The organism is Mucilaginibacter tolerans, assembly GCF_030519375.1.
Taxonomy (GTDB): Bacteria; Bacteroidota; Bacteroidia; order Sphingobacteriales; family Sphingobacteriaceae; genus Mucilaginibacter.
In genome coordinates, this window is record NZ_JAUMKB010000013.1 from 14,646 (window position 1) to 33,595 (window position 18,950).

Here is an 18,950-nt window from a genome sequence, read left to right on the forward strand (position 1 = left end):
TCTACCTTGCGATTAGTAATACCAATTATACCAACCAACTTTTATGAGAAAAAATTCTGTCATGGCCTGGTCCATGGTTGTAGCCCTTGGTGGCTTTTTATTTGGATTTGATACGGCAGTAATTTCCGGGGCCGAAAAATCAATCCAGACCTACTGGGGTTTGTCTGTATTTCAACATGGCCTCACTATTTCTATAGCATTAATAGGAACAGTTATTGGGTCAATGCTCGGGTCAAAGCCGTCAGATCGCTTTGGAAGAAAGAACACACTCTATTTTGTAGCCGCTGCTTACTTATTATCGTCTATCGGAACCGCATTCGCAACTAACTGGTACACCTTCCTCCTATTCCGTTTTCTTGGCGGACTTGGCGTTGGCACGTCATCCGTTACTGCTCCAATATACATATCCGAAGTCTCTCCGGCTGAGCGTAGGGGGAACCTGGTAGGTTTGTTTCAATTTAATGTGGTGTTGGGGATCATGATCTCCTACCTGTCTAATTATTTAATCGGTCAGGGCGGAGAGGCATCATGGCGCTGGATGTTGGGTGTACAGGCGTTCCCATCTTTGCTATTTATTGTCCTGATCAGATTTATACCAGAAAGCCCCCGGTGGCTTGTACTTAAAAAAGGCGAAACTGAAAAAGCGCTGTCCATTCTAAAGATCATTAATCCCCTGAATTATGAGCGCGACCTGGTTGATATAAAAAAATCAGAGCTGGATAGCCAGGGTAGGAAACACAATGATTCGTTGTTTTCAGCCGAATATAAAAAACCGGCGTACCTGGCGGTATTGTTTGCCTTTTTCAACCAGGTATCCGGCATTAACGCCATTATTTATTATGCACCGCGAATTTTTGAAATGGCTGGCCTCGGCGCGCATTCATCCCTTTTGTCGACAGTAGGGATCGGTATGATCAATTTCCTTTTTACGCTTTTTGCAATCAATATCATCGATAGAGTTGGAAGAAAGCTGTTAATGATTATCGGCTCGATTGGCCTTATCTGCTCCCTGTTCATGGTTGCCTTTACCTTTTACACTGGCCAGTTCGAGGGCTTTACAATTCCTATATACGTAATGATATTCATCGCCTTTTTTGCTTTCTCACAGGGTGCGGTTATTTGGGTATTCATTTCAGAGATATTTCCCAACCAGGTTCGGGCGCAGGGGCAAACGTTGGGAAGCTCCACGCATTGGATTATGGCAGCCATCATCGCTTTTTCCTTTCCTTTTTTTGCAGAGAAACTGGGGGGCGCCGTCACCTTCTCTTTTTTCGGGACGATGATGGTCCTCCAGTTAATTTTCGTGTGGCGGTTTATGCCCGAAACCAAGGGTAAGTCGCTTGAACAGATAGAAACCAATATTGTGATGCATTAGTGGTATGGATACTCAAACAAACATATTGCCAGCTATCTGTTTCGGGGAAGTATTATGGGATATGCTGCCCGAAGGCGCTCAACCAGGAGGAGCACCGCTAAATGTCGCGTACCATTTGAACAGGCGTGGAGTAAAAACAAACATCTTCAGTAAGGTCGGCAACGATTTGCAAGGGCACCAACTGATTTCGCTCATTAAGTCGTGGGGGCTGGGAACAGATTTTTTGCAGGTTGATACAAAGTATCCCACCAGCCAGGTACTGGCAAAAATGAATGGTACCGAGGTAAGTTATGAAATCGTATCTCCTGTCGCCTGGGATTTTATTGAGCGAATTGATGCTGCCAAGCCTTTAATAGACAGTTCAACCTATTTCATCTATGGTAGCCTGGCATCAAGGAGTGAATTTACAAGAAAGACGCTGTTTGATCTGCTCGAAAATGAGTGTATCAAGGTTTTTGATATTAACCTGAGGCCGCCTTTTATCAGCGGGGATCTCCTTGGCGCGCTTTTAACCATGGCTGATATCGTAAAGTTCAACCAGGCTGAATTAGAAATGGTCCAGTCTGTATTCGGAGGTTCGTTCAGCAACGAGGTGTCTCAGGTCCGGTTTATCCAGGACAAGTTTAATGTGCCAGAAATTGTCGTCACCAAGGGTGAGTTCGGCGCTTCCTATTATAAAAATCAAGCCATTTATCATGCTTGGGGAAGTGAAGTAAAAGTACAGGATACTATTGGAAGTGGCGATTCATTCCTGGCTGCTTTTATTGCCGGGCATTTTTTTAACAAAGAACCATGGCAAATCATAAAAGACGCGGTAGCCATGGGGGCTTTTATCGCTACAAAGAAAGGAGGTTGCCCGGATTATCAGATCCAAGAGTACAGAGAATTTAACCAAAAGATGTTTTGAATTAACCTAATCAATTACCCTAAAATGAAAACTAAATGAGAAGATTATTACTTTTTTTCGCGTTGCTTGTCCTGACGACTGGACTCGCGAACGCACAAATCCGCCCGGTAACTGGTACGGTAACTGATACAACATCGTTACCACTGCCGGGGGTGACTGTGTCGGTAATCGGCGCCAGCGCCGGTACAGTAACCGATGCAAACGGAAAGTTTACCATAAGTGCCGCAACAGGTCAGATGCTTAAGGTGAGCTTTATAGGATATCAAACCGCTACTTACAAGATTACTGAAGGCCAGCAAAACCTTCGGATTGTCTTAAAAGCGAATGCAACTGACTTGAACGAGGTCATCGTTACAGGTTATGCCACTGAAAAGAAGAAAGACCTGACCGGCTCGGTAGCGGTGGTTGACCTGTCAGCTGTTAAAAATAACAGTTCCGGAAACACCATGCAGGCTCTGGAAGGCCGTGTTGCGGGCCTGTATATCGAAAAAGATGGATCCGTTAATGGCGCGACAAGCAGAATATTGATCCGCGGAGCAAATACATTGGGCAATAATGATCCGCTCTATATCATCGATGGTATACCAACAACCCGTCCCGAAGTATTCCAAAGCCTGTCACCTTCAAACATTGCCTCTATACAGGTGCTCAAGGATGCATCCGCCGAATCAATATATGGTGCACGTGCATCTAATGGCGTGATAATCGTCACTACGAAAACCGGAGGAAATACCGAGGGTAAGGTTCAATTCCAGTTCAACAGTACCACGTCAGTTGAATCTGAAAAATCATTGCGCTACAAAGTGCTCAATGCTGTAGACCGGGGAAAAGCTTTATGGCAGGCCTCGGTAAATGATCATACGAACCCTAACGATGGTTATGGTGACATATATACTTTTGATTGGAACAATGATTATAATAATCCCGTTTTAAACAGCGTTACGCCCAAACCATTTGTAGGCGGTGACCCAAACACTCCCGTCGGTGACACCAATTGGCAAAGCGTACTGTATAAAACAGCTATTGCGACAAATAACGATTTTACAGCGACAGTAGGCAACAAAAACTCATCGCTTGACATAAATTTCGGACATATTACCAATAATGGCCTTGTCAAATTTACCAGGTATGTTCGTAATTCCGGCAGCATCAATGCTATCACCCGCGCATTTAATGGCAAAGCTACGTTTGGCGCGAGCATAAAAATAGCCAACTCTAATGAGACGCTTCCAACAAAAGATTTGGGAGGAGCGACTACAACAGCCTTGGCAGTTAACTTAGCTCCGACAATACCAGTTTACCAAAAAGACGGAACTACCTATGCAGGTGAATTGGGCGCCGGCTATTCTGATAGGAATAATCCGCTGCACATGCAGGATCTCGCAAAATGGAATAATACCAACCGATTGACGACTTTTGGAAATATATTTTTAGAAATACAACCGATCAAAAACCTGTATATCAAGTCTAATTACGGTGCAGATAATGCAAATTATTTAGCGAAGGTAATTAGCCCGACATTTTCAGAGGGGGCGTTAAACCGCACTACAAATAGCCTGTTTAATGATCAGAACCACTATCTAAGCACAACCTGGTCAAACACCATCCGGTATGATTTCGATCTGAATAAAAATAATCACTTCAAGATTTTAGCGGGTACGGAGTACATTAAAACTTTTACAGATTACCTGACAACCTACAAGGAAAATTTTGCCATTCAATCAGAAGACTATTTCGTATTTGACGCAGGCACTGGCAAAACAAACATAACTGGCACGTCGCTTGGACATAGCTTATTCTCGCAGTTCGGACGCCTGGATTACAACTATAATAATAAGTATTTGCTCGCTCTTACTCTACGTCGTGACGGTTCTTCAAGATTTGGTGCCAATAATCAGTATGGTATTTTTCCGGCGGCCTCCGCAGGCTGGAGGATCGACCAGGAAGATTTCATGAAGAATCAGACGCTTTTCTCTCAGCTAAAAGCACGTCTTGGTGTTGGCCGCGTGGGTAACCAAGAAATTGGTGATTTGTCGCGCTATACACTTTATTATGCCCGATATGGTTTTACGCAAAATCAACTTACGCCCGGTTTTTGGGAGCAATATATGAATATTGGTACTGCGTATTCATTAACCGGCGCCAACACAGGGGCTTTGCCATCCGGATTCGTACAGACCCAGTTGGGCAACCCCGATCTGAAATGGGAAACAACCGATGAAATCAATGCAGGTTTAGATTTCACGTTCTTGCACGATAAAATTTCGGGATCATTCGATTATTTCTCAAGAAATACCACAGGTATATTAATTACGCCGCCGGTTGCTTCAGCATTGGGCGAAGGTCAAAGCAAAACTGTAAACGGTGCTTCAAAAAGTAACAAAGGCTGGGAGCTTGTCCTGACTTATCATGGACAGCAAAGCGGAGACTTTAACTACAACGTTACTTTAAACTTTTCTCATTTCAGGGATAAGATCACCAAGTTGCCAGAAGATGTGCGGCCTGCCTATCCCGGCAACCTGGCGAACACCATCATCGGTCATTCGCAGTTTGATATTTTTGGTTACAAAACTGCCGGATTATTCCAATCACAAGCTGAAGTCGATGCGGCTCCAACCCAAATTGGCGCAGGCCCCGGACGAATTCGTTATGTAGATACCAATCATGACGGCAAAATTGATGCAAACGATCAAACCTGGATTGGCACTACCCTGCCTGCCCTGGAATATGGTGCAAGAGTTGACCTGAACTATAAAAAATTCGATCTGGTCATATTCGGATCTGGTGTAGCCGGAAGGAGAGGATATGACCCCTATACCTTCTTCAACAATTTGATGCATAGCAGGGAAGATGTTGGCCCTGGCGTATTCAACGGATGGACACCGCAACATACGAACACCAACGTTCCGGCATTGACGCTTAAGGATAATAATAACGAGACCACAAGAACTTCGGATTATTTTATTGTGAATACGTCTTACTTTAAGGTTCGGAATATCCAATTCGGTTATACCATTCAGCCACGCGCAGTCTTTACCAGGCTTAGGGTGTTTATAATGGGTGAAAACCTGTTCGTTGTTAAAAGCAAGCAATACCTGGGCCCGGATCCAGAAAGGTCAAGTCTTGATGTAGTACCTGTTCCTAAAATCTTAAGCTTTGGCGTTAACGCTTCATTTTAAATTCACTGATATGAAAACGAAAATATTATTCATTACGGCTTTAGCCGGGCTTATTAGTGTAAGCTCGTGCAAAAAAGCATTAGACTATACACCAAAAGGTGCATTAAAGTCTACGGATTTGACTTCGCCAACTGCTGTTGAGGGGTTAGTTACAGCCGCGTATGCCGGCATCGGAAACGGAGATATGATCGGACCGATTTACAGCAACTGGGCGTATGGAAGCGTCCGTTCCGACGATGCTTATAAAGGAGGTGGCGGCACCGGGGATGTTGGCGAAATTGACGCTATGGAGCATTATAATCTAGTTAACCCATCACTTGATGCGTTCATTTCCAGAACATGGAAGAACCTGTTCAAATCAATTTCAAGGGCAAACGTAGCGCTTAGAGCAGTTGAAGCCATATCTGACGCGCAATTCCCCAACAAAAAAATCCGGATAGCAGAATTGAGATTTTTGAGGGCGCATTCCTATTTTATCATGAAGCGCCTCTACAAGCAGGTTCCGATCTTTGATGAAACGGCGACGGCCGATCAGATCCTGAAAACATCAAATACGTTATCAGATGAAGACGCGTGGAATAAAATTGCCGATGATTTCCAGTATGCAGTTGATAACCTGCCTGCTTCTCAGCCCGAGTTGGCCAGAGCAAATAAATATGCGGCCGAAGCCTATTTAGCCAAAGTAAGGTTGTATCAGGCTTATGTGCAAGATGCTTCATACCATGTCACCAATATTGATCAGACCAGATTGCAACAAGTAGTCGATCTCACTCAGGACGTTATTGCTTCGGGCAAATACTCACTTAGTCCGGACATAGCAGACAATTTCTTACCAGAAACAGAGAACGGCCCGGAATCGATTTTTGCTATTCAATTTACCATTAACGATGGCACCACCGATGGGCGATTAAATTTTGAAGATGGTCTAAATTATCCGCATGGTGCTCCGCAATATGGGTGTTGCGGGTTTCACGCTGTTAGCCAAAACTTGGTGAATGCATTTACTACCGATGTCAATGGATTACCAAATTTCGATACATTTAATAATAGCATAGCGGACTTGTCAACCCAAACAGTCGACGTCCGGATCGATCACACCGTAGGTATCGATGGCCACCCTTATAAATATGATCCGACCAAACCATTTAGTAATAGCTGGGTACGTGACCCGGGGGTTTACGGCAATTTTCATACTATGCGAAGCCAGCAGTTAGCCACCAGTTCATCATACTTTAAGCTTGGACCATTTATGGGAACTGCAAAAAATGTGGATGTGCTTAGGTATGACGATGTGTTGTTAATGCAGGCAGAAGCTTATATCGAATTAAATCAGCCGGCCAAGGCTTTGCCATTAATTAATCAAATTCGAATCCGGGCTGCTGCAAGTACAGGAAGACTTAAAAAGCTGGATGGTACCTTTCCGTCTAACTACAATGTTCAGCCTTATACTGCAGCCAACTGGACACAGGCATATGCAAGAAAGGCCTTGCAGTGGGAAAGACGCTTAGAGTTTGCCACCGAAGGTGATCGTTTCTTTGACCTGGTTCGCTGGGGCATCGCTGAGCCGACATTGAATGCTTATATCAATGTAGAGAAAGGCAGACGGTCTTTTTTAAACACAGCGAAATTTACCGCGGGAAGAGACGAGTATCTGCCTATACCGCAGTCGGAAATTCAGTTTACCAATGGCCTATATAAACAAAATCCTGGCTATTAAATATTAACCGTTAACCATGGCGGGGCATCCGGCTTGAACTGCCGGAGCCCCGCTAATTTAATGAGCATCGATGAAAAATTGCTTTCTCAGCTGCCTGTTGTTGTTTTCATCATACGTTGCGACGGCTCAGAAACCGGTTCAGCAAGTACCTCAATTTGTATTTTACAGATTGGACAAGAGGCCCTTTACAAAGCAGGATATGCTGCCTCAAAAAAAGGCTTTTTTTGTTTTTTTTGACTCTGACTGCGAGCATTGCCAACATGCCATGCACGAGATTAACTCACAATACAAGAAGTTCGATAAGGCCGAAATATATCTTATAACGCTGGATGATCCGGCAAAGATAGCCAGGTTTATGAGTACCTATGGCCCTGGTCTGATTGGCAAGAGGAACGTGACAATGCTTCGTGACCTGAGAAATGAATTTATCGCTGATTTTAATCCGCGCCAGTACCCCTCGATGCTATTGTTCTCTTCTAACGGAAAGCTGCTGATGTATCAGGACGATCCAAATGCTTTGTCCCAAATATTTAAACTACTGTAGCCGTCTATAACCTAAATAAAAGTGTATAAAAAAATAATCACCCTGTGCCTATTATTTGTAGGTTATCTTTGTCATTTTGCAAAAGCGCAAGAGTCAGTTACCAAAGAGTATCATGAGCAATACCGCCCGCAGGTGCATTTCTCGCCCAAAGCGCATTGGATGAACGACCCCAACGGAATGGTTTATTTCAAAGGTATTTACCACCTGTTTTTTCAATATTATCCCAATGGTAGTACTTGGGGACCTATGCACTGGGGGCACGCAACAACCAAAGATTTGGTGCACTGGAAGGAGTTGCCGATTGCATTATATCCTGATAGTTTGGGTTATATTTTTTCTGGCAGTGCCGTCGTCGATTCAAATAATACGTCGGGTTTTGGGAAAAACGGTAAGAGCCCCTTGGTTGCAATTTTTACAAGCCACGATCCAAAAGCCGAAAAAGCCGGAAGTGTCAATACGGAGAATGAAAGCCTTGCCTACAGCCTTGATAATGGAGTGACCTGGACAAAATACGCCGGCAATCCTGTTTTAAAAAATCCTGGTATCCGCGATTTTCGTGACCCGAAAGTCATGTGGTATGCCAAGGAGAAAAAATGGGTGATGACATTAGCTACAAAAGACCACATCACCTTTTACTCGTCGCCTGATTTAAAGAATTGGAAAAAGGAAAGCGAGTTTGGTAAAGAAATTGGTGCTCACGGAGGCGTGTGGGAGTGCCCTGACCTGTTCCCTCTAACGCTTAATGGAAAAACCTATTGGGTGCTGATCGTTAATTTAAACCCAGGTGGGCCAAACGGAGGGTCGGCCACTCAATATTTTATCGGGCAATTTGATGGTAATAGATTTTCTTCAATAGACGATCAAACAAGATGGCTGGATTATGGCCCGGACGAGTATGCAGGCGTGACGTGGGGCAATACCGGTAATCGACGAATATTTTTAGGTTGGATGGCTAACTGGGCCTATACCCAGCAGGTGCCTACCACAAAATGGCGCAATGCGATGACCATACCCCGTGAACTTGCGTTGTTTGAATCTAATGGAATAATATATGTGGGATCAACGCCAGTCAAGGAACTTTTTTTATTACTGGAAAAACCTGTCAAAGAGAAAGCATCAACCAAGTCTAAAAGGCTATCGGGACAATATCTAATGCGTGTAAGTGCGAATACAGGATCTGATTTCTCCATCACCTTGTCAAATAAATCTGGCGAAAAATTGATTATCGGCTACGATAAAGCAAAAGATCAATATTTCATAGACCGGGCAAAATCGGGCAGGGTTGATTTTGCCGAAAGCTTTTCGAAAGTCGCTTATGCTCCAAGATTTTCAAAAGAAGTAAATTCTCAACTTCTGCTAGTAGTAGACAGATCAACAGTAGAGTTGTTTGCAGACGGCGGAAAAACGGTAATGACCGGTGTTTTCTTCCCATCAACTCCATATGATGATTTCACACTTAAATCAGCAAAAGCAACACAACTGACACCATTGAATCCAATTTGGTAAAAAAATATTGCAGCGTGAGATCTGCGATTTAGTAAATAGTTAGGCGCTGCCTGGGTTCAGGCAGCGTTTTTAATGCCAATAAAAACTAATTAAAATTCACTATGCACGAGCTTATATGTGCTCCCACAATAATTCTATTGGCAAACTTGCCTTTTCCAATCCGCTATTTTTCACGGCTCGCCCGCTCATATTGGAGTTTATAACGACACACATTCGTCTATTAGGTGACATCAAATGGTCTTGTTTATATAGGGAGCGAAGATCATAACCTTTATGCGAAAGAGGAAAAACTGGCTCAGGAGCCGCAAAAAACCAAATGGTTAGCCCCAATCCTCCGAGTGGGGCTTTTTATTATTGGCAAATCTGTAAAACCTACTAAGAAACCATAATGGCATTCAAAGCCTTCCAACAGATCATACTATTTCTATAGAATGGTTCAGGCGTCTTTATTAATGATAAAAACGATGGAAAGTGTTTTAAAACAAAACATTTCAGCAAAGTTATAACACGTATTTACAGTAAAATATCTGAACGCCTTAGGATTACCGAATCTTTGTCCAATAAAATATCAATAAATTTTGTGATCGATCCTGCGCTGTTAGTTGTTTTACCATCGTACCAATTATGACTTATGATAATTGGACAAATGTTGTCTATTTATGGTAAAAAATGTGTTACAAGATTCGGGGCCAAATCTAATTTTACTCCCATGAAGGTGCTGAAATTCTTAATATCAGTGACCCGACATAATAAACCAAAGGGCCGGCCGGCAAGTTCTGTTCAAATTTCGATTTGCGTTAAGTAACATTCGATTGACCTGTATGCAGTAGTTGTATTCAGGAAAAACATAACCCGGACCGATTCTGCAATCGATTGCGAACCATTAGATGCTTTGTTTATGAGAGGATACGACTAAATGATCCATGTTTTTGCCGGCCACAGTTTGTGACCCGCAGTAAACTACACCGGTACCGATATCAACAGACCGTGAGGTAAACAAAACTAAATTCTGATATGGCCTACCGGTCGAACAGCCAATTTAAGTAAACCGCCTTTAATTAAACCAAAAGAAAACCGCCTGCCGGAAAATCGAATGTATATAAACCATGGATTGGGTTAACTCATCTCTGGTTTCATTATTACAACAATTCGGAGGCATTTATCTGCAGGAAAATACAGGGGTGAATTTTTACCAATTTTTCAATTAATAAACCAATTATGAAAAAAAAATATTTACTAAGCACTTTCATGAGAATGACGGTTATAATAGTATTTATATGTATTACTATTATAAATTACACGTTTGCGGCCAATGGCTCGGCTCATTTTCGGCATACAAATCCTGATGCACCAAAATCAGATATAAGCAAGGTTATAACGGGTAAGGTAACGGATGAAGACGGTTTAGCGCTTCCTGGCGTCACAGTGACATTAAAAGGCACGACTACTGTAGTTGGAACCGATGTTAATGGCGCATTCCGTATCGAGGTTCCAAACGACCAGGCAGTACTCGTTTTTAGTTTTGTAGGCTATGGTTCAAAAGAAGTAGCTGTTTCGGGGAAATCAGTGATTAACGTAACGTTAAGGAATGACGCTAAATCACTAAATGAGGTAGTTGTAGTAGGTTACGGAACGCAAAAGCGTGCCAACGTAACTGGTGCTGTTTCATCAGTAAGCGGCAAAACATTATCAGCTTTACCAGTTGGTGGTGTCGATCAGGCCTTACAAGGCCGTGTGGCTGGTTTAACGGTTACCAACAATGGTTCACCAGGCACTGCGCCTATTGTTCAGATACGTGGTGTGAGCTCGATAGGTTATGGAGCTGACCCTTTGTACATTATTGACGGATTTCCGGGTTCTATCGGAGGGCTTGATCCCAGAGATATTCAATCAGTTGATGTACTTAAGGACGCGAGCGCCGCGGCAATCTACGGTTCAAGAGCAACTAACGGTGTTATCATCATCACAACCAAGAAAGGTTCCAGTGGTAAGGTTCAGTTGAGCTTTGATTCGTATGCGGGATTTCAGGAAGTTACTAAACAGTATGACCTCCTTAATACAAACCAATATGTACAATACGAAAGGGCTTTAGACGGAGCCGCAGGTATTGGAGTGCCACCGCGTTTGCAACCCGCAAACTTTAATCTGCCCATCTATGCGGGCTCTTCCCAAACTTTCGCACAAACCAATACGGACTGGCAGAAGGCTTATTTCCAAAAAGGAGTTTTGCAACAACATGATGTCTCATTGAGCGGTGGGAATGAGAATTCACATTTTTTTACTTCCGCTGGCTATTTTGATCAGGATGGTATTACCGTTGGGACAAGTTTCAGCCGTAAAAACTACCGAATGAATTCTGAGCATAATCTGAACAAGTTTATTACGATAGGCGAAACATTCAATGTTGCCGAAACCCGCCAACGTTTTGGGATACCGCCGGGAAATAGAACGCCTATTACCAATGTGATAAGAATGCAGCCATACATACCGGTTTACAATCCAAATAATCCCGGTGGTTTTTTTGGTCCTCAAAACAGTTTTGATGGCGCCGACCCGGTTAACCCCGTTGAACAGGCATTGATTAACGAGAACCGTAATTTTGGTTTCGGAATACATGGCAATGCTTACCTAACTGTAAAGTTTGCCCCTTGGTTGAAATTCAATTCTACATACGGGATTGACTACGGAACAAACAGGCAGGAACAATATACCCCAATCTATAATGATGGCGGTACTTCAAGTAGTCCGCTTGCTGCAATAACCGAAAATACAAATAGCGGTACGACTACGCTGTACACACAACAATTAACTTTCGACAGAACTTTCAACAAACACCACGTTTCGGCTGTAGCAGTTTACGAAGTGCAAACCAACCGTAGTGACAGCCAAAACTCTTTTGGTAACCAAAATAACAACATTATACGCACACTTAACAACGCCACAAACATCACTACCAATTACACTTATGGTACTAATGTGCTACAATCATTGGTAGGCCGGGTGGGGTACGATTTTGAAGGGAAATATTTAGTTTCCGGTTCATTACGCCGTGATGGATTGTCGGTTTGGGCCCCGGGCCATAAGTATGAAAACTTCCCTGCGGTTTCAGTGGGTTGGAAAGTTGACCAGGAAGGCTTCATGAAGGATATTAAATCAATCAGCGAATTAAAGCTGCGGGCCGGTTACGGGGTTACCGGGATAAATGGAACTGTATTGGGGAATTATCCTTACGTGTCGAATGTCTCTGCGGGTGGCACAACCTATCCGTTTGGCAATTTGGCAACCGGTAGTAACTCGGGTAACGGATCTTATTATAGTGCATTAAGTAATCCTTTTCTTCATTGGGAAATAACCAAATCAACAAACATCGGTGTCGATCTTGGTTTATTCCAAAACACATTCACCTTATCAGCGGAGGTTTATAAACGGAAAACCGATAACCTGATCTTAACTGTACCAGTGCCGCCGAGTGATGGCGTTGGAGCCCCGCTTGCAAATGTTGGCTCAATGCAAAACGTTGGTATTGAATTTACCCTAGGTTACCATAAAATAAGCGGAGACTTTAAATATGATATAACCGGTGTGTTTGGTTTAGATAGAAATAAAGTTACCTCATTGACTGGAACCGCAAACGGTTCGGTAGTGGCAGGCGGCGACGCAGATTTCGGCGGCGGCGGCCCGATTACTAACACCGTAGTCGGTCAATCTATCCAGTATTTTTATGGTTATGTTGTAGAAGGCATATTCCAAAATGCAGCTGATGTAAGCGGCCACGCTACTCAGACCAATGCAGCTCCGGGCGATATTAAATTTAAGGATATCAATCATGACAACAAAATAGATGCGAGCGACAGGGTTAACCTGGGCAGCTACCTTCCTAAGTTTACTTACTCACTAAACTATGCTGCCAGTTATAAAAATTTCGATCTTTCTTTATTTTTCCAGGGTGTTTACGGCAATAAAATATTTAATGCTGAAAAAATCATCCTTGAAGGTATGCCCAGGTTATTTAACTCAGATGTTAATGTGCTCAAGGCCTGGACACCCACCAATACCAATACTGACATCCCGAGGGCTATTTCCGGCGACCCTAATGGCAACGTAAGACCTTCGACCCGTTGGGTAGAAAACGGCTCATACCTTCGCTTAAAAAACATTCAGTTTGGCTACAATTTGCCAGTGACCTGGCTTAAATCCGCCACCGGTAATTACGTAAACAAAGTGAGGATTTATTTATCGTCTACAAACCTGTTCACGATCACAAAATACACCGGGCTCGATCCTGAGGTCGGCTCCAAAAACGGAACACTTACAAATGGTATAGACTACGGTCAATATCCTTCTCCAAGAGCGTTCCAGGTAGGTTTACAGGCAACATTTTAACAATCATTAAATTGTATATTATGAAACATACAAAAATTTATTTACTGTCAACTGTTATCTTGGTAGCGATAACGGTGATCGTATTCTCCTGCAAAAAATCGGCATTGAATACATCTGATCCCAACAACCTCACCACGGGCAATTATTATAAAACGGCATCGCAACTGAAGGCCGGAGTTAACGCCATCTACGCGGTTATGCACCAAAACAACCTTGTATCCCGTGAATGGTTTTTCCTGCATGATACCAGGAGCGATGAAGTTTTTCCTGGTGGTGGCCAATTGGAGATTCCGCGCAGACAATTGTATGAAAATACCGACGATCCTACCAACTCGGTTATGAACTCAGTTTGGAATGGCTGGTATACAGTAATATTCCGCGCAAATGTTGTAACGGATAACGCACCAAATGTTACCGACAACGTAGCCGATGCGAAGGAATCAGTAGGCGAGGCAAAATTTCTACGCGCCTGGGCTTATTTCGACCTGGTTAGCATGTGGGGTGGTGTTCCGCTGGTAACAACAGTTCCAAAAAGTCCCAACGATTTTAAGCCTCGTGCATCTGTTGATGCAGTTTACGCGCAGATAGTTCAGGATTTAACTGATGCTGCTGCGGTATTACCCGGAAAATCATCAACCGACAAAGGTAGGGCCACAGCTGCTGCCGCGAATGCCATGCTCGGTCGTGTTTTAATGCAAAAAGGTGATTTTAACGGCGCTAAAGCTGCTTTCCTTAAAATACCAACCACGGGAGCTGATGGATATTCTTTAACAGCCCGTTACCTGGATAATTTTGAGTTAGCGACCGAGTTTAATTCAGAATCAATTTTCGAAGTTGTATTTGTAGACAAAGGCGACAATAATTACAACTGGGGTGGTGAAAGCGCGACTGAACCACAATCCACTGTTAGAAACCAGGAATACTGCCCGGTTGCCTGGAGAAACCTAATTCCTTCAAACAAATATTTGAATGAATTTGAAAATACAGCTACAGGCGCTGCCAAAACAGACCCGCGTTTTTCATACAGCGTTTACCAGAGCGGCGACACTTATAATAATGGCCAAAGTGTATTAACTGACGGGGATCAAAACGGTAATTCTTCTATAGTTAATGGCGTTACAAAAAAGATTAGCTGGCGTAAATTTATGCTTATCTACCAGGAAAGTGCGGCTACAGCAGGCTTTCACCCTGGCGGTAACAACCAACGTATCATACGTTATTCGGAAATTTTACTTGACCTTGCCGAATGTGCTAATGAGCTGGGTGATATTCCCGGAGCTGTAGCCTACCTTAATATGGTGCGCGCAAGGCCGGACGTTGCGATGCCCCCTTATCCAACAGCTCAATTTCCGGTTGCAACAAAAAGCGATGTGGTTAAAGCCATAATGCACGAAAAAATGGTAGAGTTGGGTGATGAACAAGTACGTAACATCGACATTTTAAGGTGGCGCAAGGCGGGGTACTTTGCTACCGAGCCGATTGCTAATTTCCACCCGAACAGAGATGAATTGTTACCTATACCTCAATCTGAGTTAGATAATAATCCGCTTGTCGCCGGACATCAAAACCCTGGCTATTAATTAATTAGCGTGTCAATTTTTTTTTAGAAACAGGTGGCTATAGGCCGCCTGTTTTTTCTCATATTTATGTTATATTTATGAAGAAACTTCTTATTGCCTTTACTATAGCTACGCTATTTTCCTCTTGTAAAAAGCATACGCTATTTGAGCAAATATCGTCCTCCGGTTCAGGTATCACGTTTAATAACCTAATTACAGAAAACGATTCAATTAATCCTATCGATAATGCCACTGTGTATAACGGTGGCGGTGTTGGTATCGGTGACTTTAATGGCGATGGTCTGCCGGATATTTATTTCGCGGGCAACATGGTACCAAATAAGCTATACCTCAACAGAGGTAACTTCAGGTTTGACGATGTGACTGCCAAAGCAGGAGTAGATGGCAAAGGGCGTTGGGGAAAGGGTGTTTCTGTAATTGACATTAACAATGATGGGTTGCCTGATATATACGTATGTAATTCGTTTTCAAATGACGCAGGAAAACGGCAAAACTTGCTGTATATAAACCAGGGGGTCGGTAAAGACGGTGTGCCTGTATTTAAAGAAGAGGCAAAGGAATATGGTCTTGATATTCAGTTATTTTCTACCATGGCCAGTTTTTTTGACTATGATAATGATGGCGACCTTGATATGTATTTGACCGTAAATGAGCCAAACCCTTCCGAATTCCCAAACCAGTTCAGGCCCATTGATACTGCCGGGCATGGCAGAAGCATGGGACGATTGTACCGCAACGACTGGGACCCGAAACTTAAACATTCCGTGTTTAAAGATGTGTCATTAGCCGCGGGGATTAAAATAGAAGGATACGGACATGCTGCCACTATCGCTGATATTAATCTCGATGGCTGGAAAGATATATATGTTTCAAACGACTTTTTGTCGAATAATATATTATACATCAATAATCATGATGGCACTTTTACCGACAAGTCAAAAGAGTATTTTAAGCATACCTCGTTCAACGCGATGGGCCAGGATATTGAGGACATAAACAATGATGGGCTGGCGGACATATTTGAACTGGACATGAATCCTGCCGATAATTACCGAAAGAAAATGATGTCGGGCCCAAGTAGCTATACAACTATTCAAAATTTCGACCACTATGGTTATCAGTATCAATATGTTCGAAATACGCTCCAGTTAAATCAGGGGCCATCTGTTGGAGAAAATAACGAGGTCGGTCACCCTGCATTCAGCGAAATTGGCTTTTTAAGCGGCGTGGCACAAACAGACTGGAGCTGGACCCCGATGATAACCGATTTTGATGACGACGGTTACCGGGATATTATCGTTACAAACGGGTATCCCCGCGATGTTACAGATCACGATTTTATTACTTATAGGTCCAATGCATTTTTTATGGCGCCGAAGAAAGAGATTCTCGACCAGATACCGTCAGTCAAAATTCACAACTACGCTTTTCGTAACCAGGGTGGTTTGCAATTTAAGGATGTAAGCATGGATTGGGGCCTTGGTATTCCTACCTTTTCGAATGGAGCAGTGTATGCGGACCTGAATAATGACGGCGCGTTGGACCTCGTCATTAATAATATTAATGATGAAGCCCTAATTTATAAAAACACTACTGCGGAGGATAAAGAAAACGTACAACATTATCTCAATGTAGCGTTTAAAGGACCCAATCAGAACCGCGAGGGGATAGGAACTTTTGTTGATATTTACTATCAGCACGGTTTGCATCAGGTGTACGAAAACAATCCTTACAGAGGCTACCTCTCCAGTATCCAACCTATAGCACATTTTGGATTAGGTAAATGCAACACCATAGACTCAATAGTTGTTAAATGGCCGAACAAATCCAGACAAACATTTTTAAATGTAAATGCGGATCAAACCTTGTCTGCAAACATTAATAATGCTCATCAAACATATACGGGGGCAAATCCTGCACAAATAAAAACTCCGTTATTTACAAATATCACAAGCAAAAGTGCGGTAAAATACATCCATCGCGACACAGATTATGCTGACTTTAATATTCAAAAGCTTTTGCCGCATAAACTTTCAGAATACAGCCCGGCAATTGCGGCAGGAGATATTAATGGAGACGGACTGGATGACATCATCATCGCCGGAAACGCCAAGGAGCCAGCACAGGTATTTTTGCAAAAGCGTGATGGTACTTTCATTCAAAGAAGTTTAGTGGAAGGTGAGCAGGCTCCTAAATTCGGTCTTGATGGAGGGGTTTTGATATTTGACGCCAATGGAGACAATTACCCGGATGTTTATATCACCGGCAGCGGGTATCACTCCGCACCAAACAGCGCGGTTTATCAGGATAAGCTGTACTTAAATGATGGGAAGGGACATTTCACACTCGCCGAAAACGCGTTACCGACATGTTTTAAAAGCAAATTATGTGTAAGGGCGTTTGACTATAACCACGATGGCAAACTGGACCTGTTTGTATCAGGCAGGGTTGAGCCCTGGCGCTACCCGGAGCCATCAACCAGCTATATTTTCAGGAACGATACAAAAAACGGGAAGGTAAAATTTACAGATGTAACCAATGAGGTTGCTCCCGATTTGAAAAAAATCGGATTGGTATGCGACGCCATTTTTAGCGATTTTGACAACGATGGTAAAACGGATTTGATATTGGCAGGAGAATGGATGCCGCTAACTTTCTTAAAAAATATAGGTGGGAAGTTTGTAAACGCTACCGCAAAAAGCAATGTCAGCAATAAAATCGGATGGTGGAATTCAATAATCGCGGGAGATTTCAGGCATACAGGCCGAATGGATTATATAGCTGGAAATTTAGGATTAAACACCCTTTACCAGGCCAGTGACGAATTTCCGGTCTTCATAACAGCGAATGATTTCGACAAAAGGAATAGGTTTGACGCATTTCCATCATTGTTTCTTCCAGGCAAGGATGGCATAAAAAGAGAATACCCTGCAAATGTCAGGGAGGATGCTTTTAAGCAGATGATAAGTTTACGTGTAAAATTCACTAATTATCGATCGTACGCAGAAGCGACTATGCAGGATTTGCTGAGTGCTGACCAAATGAAAAATGCGCTACGGCTTAAAGCTACCGAATTAAGGTCATGTTATTTCAGGAACGATGGTGACGGTAAATTCACTATCATTCCGTTACCTGCCGAGGCGCAGGTCTCAGCATTAAATGGAATGGTAACCGACGATTTTGATGGGGACGGTAATCTTGATTTATTGATTAATGGAAATGATTATGGCACTGATGTTTCAATTGGAAGATATGATGCTTTAAACGGGTTGTTATTAAAAGGCGATGGCAAAGGAAACTTTAAGCCTTTATCAATCATGCAAAGCGGGATATATTTGCCGCGCGACGGCAAAGGCCTGATAAAACTTCGCAATGCCCACAATGCATATATGCTGGCAGCAAGTGAACACCTGGGCCCGCTACGGCTTTTTGAATTGAACAAATCAGTTAAGTTTTTAGATGTGCGTCCTGATGATAGCTATGCCATCACATTAACCAATGATGGCAAACTCACCAGGCAGGAGTTTTATTATGGCAGTTCATTTTTATCGCAATCATCCCGATTTATTACTATGGATAAGAACGTAACCCAAATAACGATTTATAGCGATGATGGAAAAGCAAGAACGATAGACAGATCGCAAATTAAGTAGCGGCTCTGATTAAACAACATGATAAGTTAAATGCCATTGGATCAAAAAGGAGCGTCAGACCCTCTAACGCTCCTTTTTACGATTAATATATGCAGGTTTTGCCAGT

The 18,950-nt window shown here is 42.9% G+C and carries 8 protein-coding genes and 1 pseudogene; all 9 read left to right on the forward strand.

What is annotated here, in order from left to right:
- Window positions 1-37 precede the first annotated feature (37 nt).
- Window positions 38-1,375: pseudogene (locus tag Q3A68_RS17345) on the forward strand (sugar porter family MFS transporter); the annotation flags it as partial.
- Window positions 1,376-1,379: 4 nt separating this feature from the next.
- Window positions 1,380-2,282, forward strand: coding sequence for a carbohydrate kinase family protein (locus Q3A68_RS17350; RefSeq protein WP_302902381.1), 903 nt, complete (start codon window positions 1,380-1,382; stop codon window positions 2,280-2,282).
- 35 nt (window positions 2,283-2,317) lie between these two features.
- A complete protein-coding gene (locus tag Q3A68_RS17355; RefSeq protein WP_302902382.1) occupies window positions 2,318-5,461 on the forward strand; it encodes a SusC/RagA family TonB-linked outer membrane protein in 3,144 nt (1,047 codons plus the stop codon).
- Between the two features lie 10 nt (window positions 5,462-5,471).
- On the forward strand, window positions 5,472-7,178 hold the full coding sequence (locus Q3A68_RS17360; protein WP_302902383.1) for a RagB/SusD family nutrient uptake outer membrane protein: 1,707 nt from the start codon (window positions 5,472-5,474) through the stop codon (window positions 7,176-7,178).
- Between the two features lie 70 nt (window positions 7,179-7,248).
- Window positions 7,249-7,722: a TlpA family protein disulfide reductase gene (locus tag Q3A68_RS17365; protein WP_302902384.1), complete on the forward strand. Its 474-nt coding sequence runs from the start codon at window positions 7,249-7,251 to the stop codon at window positions 7,720-7,722.
- 21 nt (window positions 7,723-7,743) lie between these two features.
- A complete protein-coding gene (locus tag Q3A68_RS17370; protein WP_302902385.1) occupies window positions 7,744-9,228 on the forward strand; it encodes a glycoside hydrolase family 32 protein in 1,485 nt (494 codons plus the stop codon).
- Window positions 9,229-10,446: 1,218 nt separating this feature from the next.
- On the forward strand, window positions 10,447-13,611 hold the full coding sequence (locus Q3A68_RS17375; protein ID WP_302902386.1) for a SusC/RagA family TonB-linked outer membrane protein: 3,165 nt from the start codon (window positions 10,447-10,449) through the stop codon (window positions 13,609-13,611).
- A 20-nt stretch (window positions 13,612-13,631) separates the two neighbouring features.
- Complete coding sequence (locus Q3A68_RS17380; RefSeq protein WP_302902387.1) at window positions 13,632-15,191, forward strand: RagB/SusD family nutrient uptake outer membrane protein; 1,560 nt, start codon at window positions 13,632-13,634, stop codon at window positions 15,189-15,191.
- 77 nt (window positions 15,192-15,268) lie between these two features.
- Entirely contained in the window at window positions 15,269-18,844 is a 3,576-nt protein-coding gene (locus tag Q3A68_RS17385; protein ID WP_302902388.1) for a VCBS repeat-containing protein, read from the forward strand.
- Window positions 18,845-18,950: the final 106 nt, after the last annotated feature.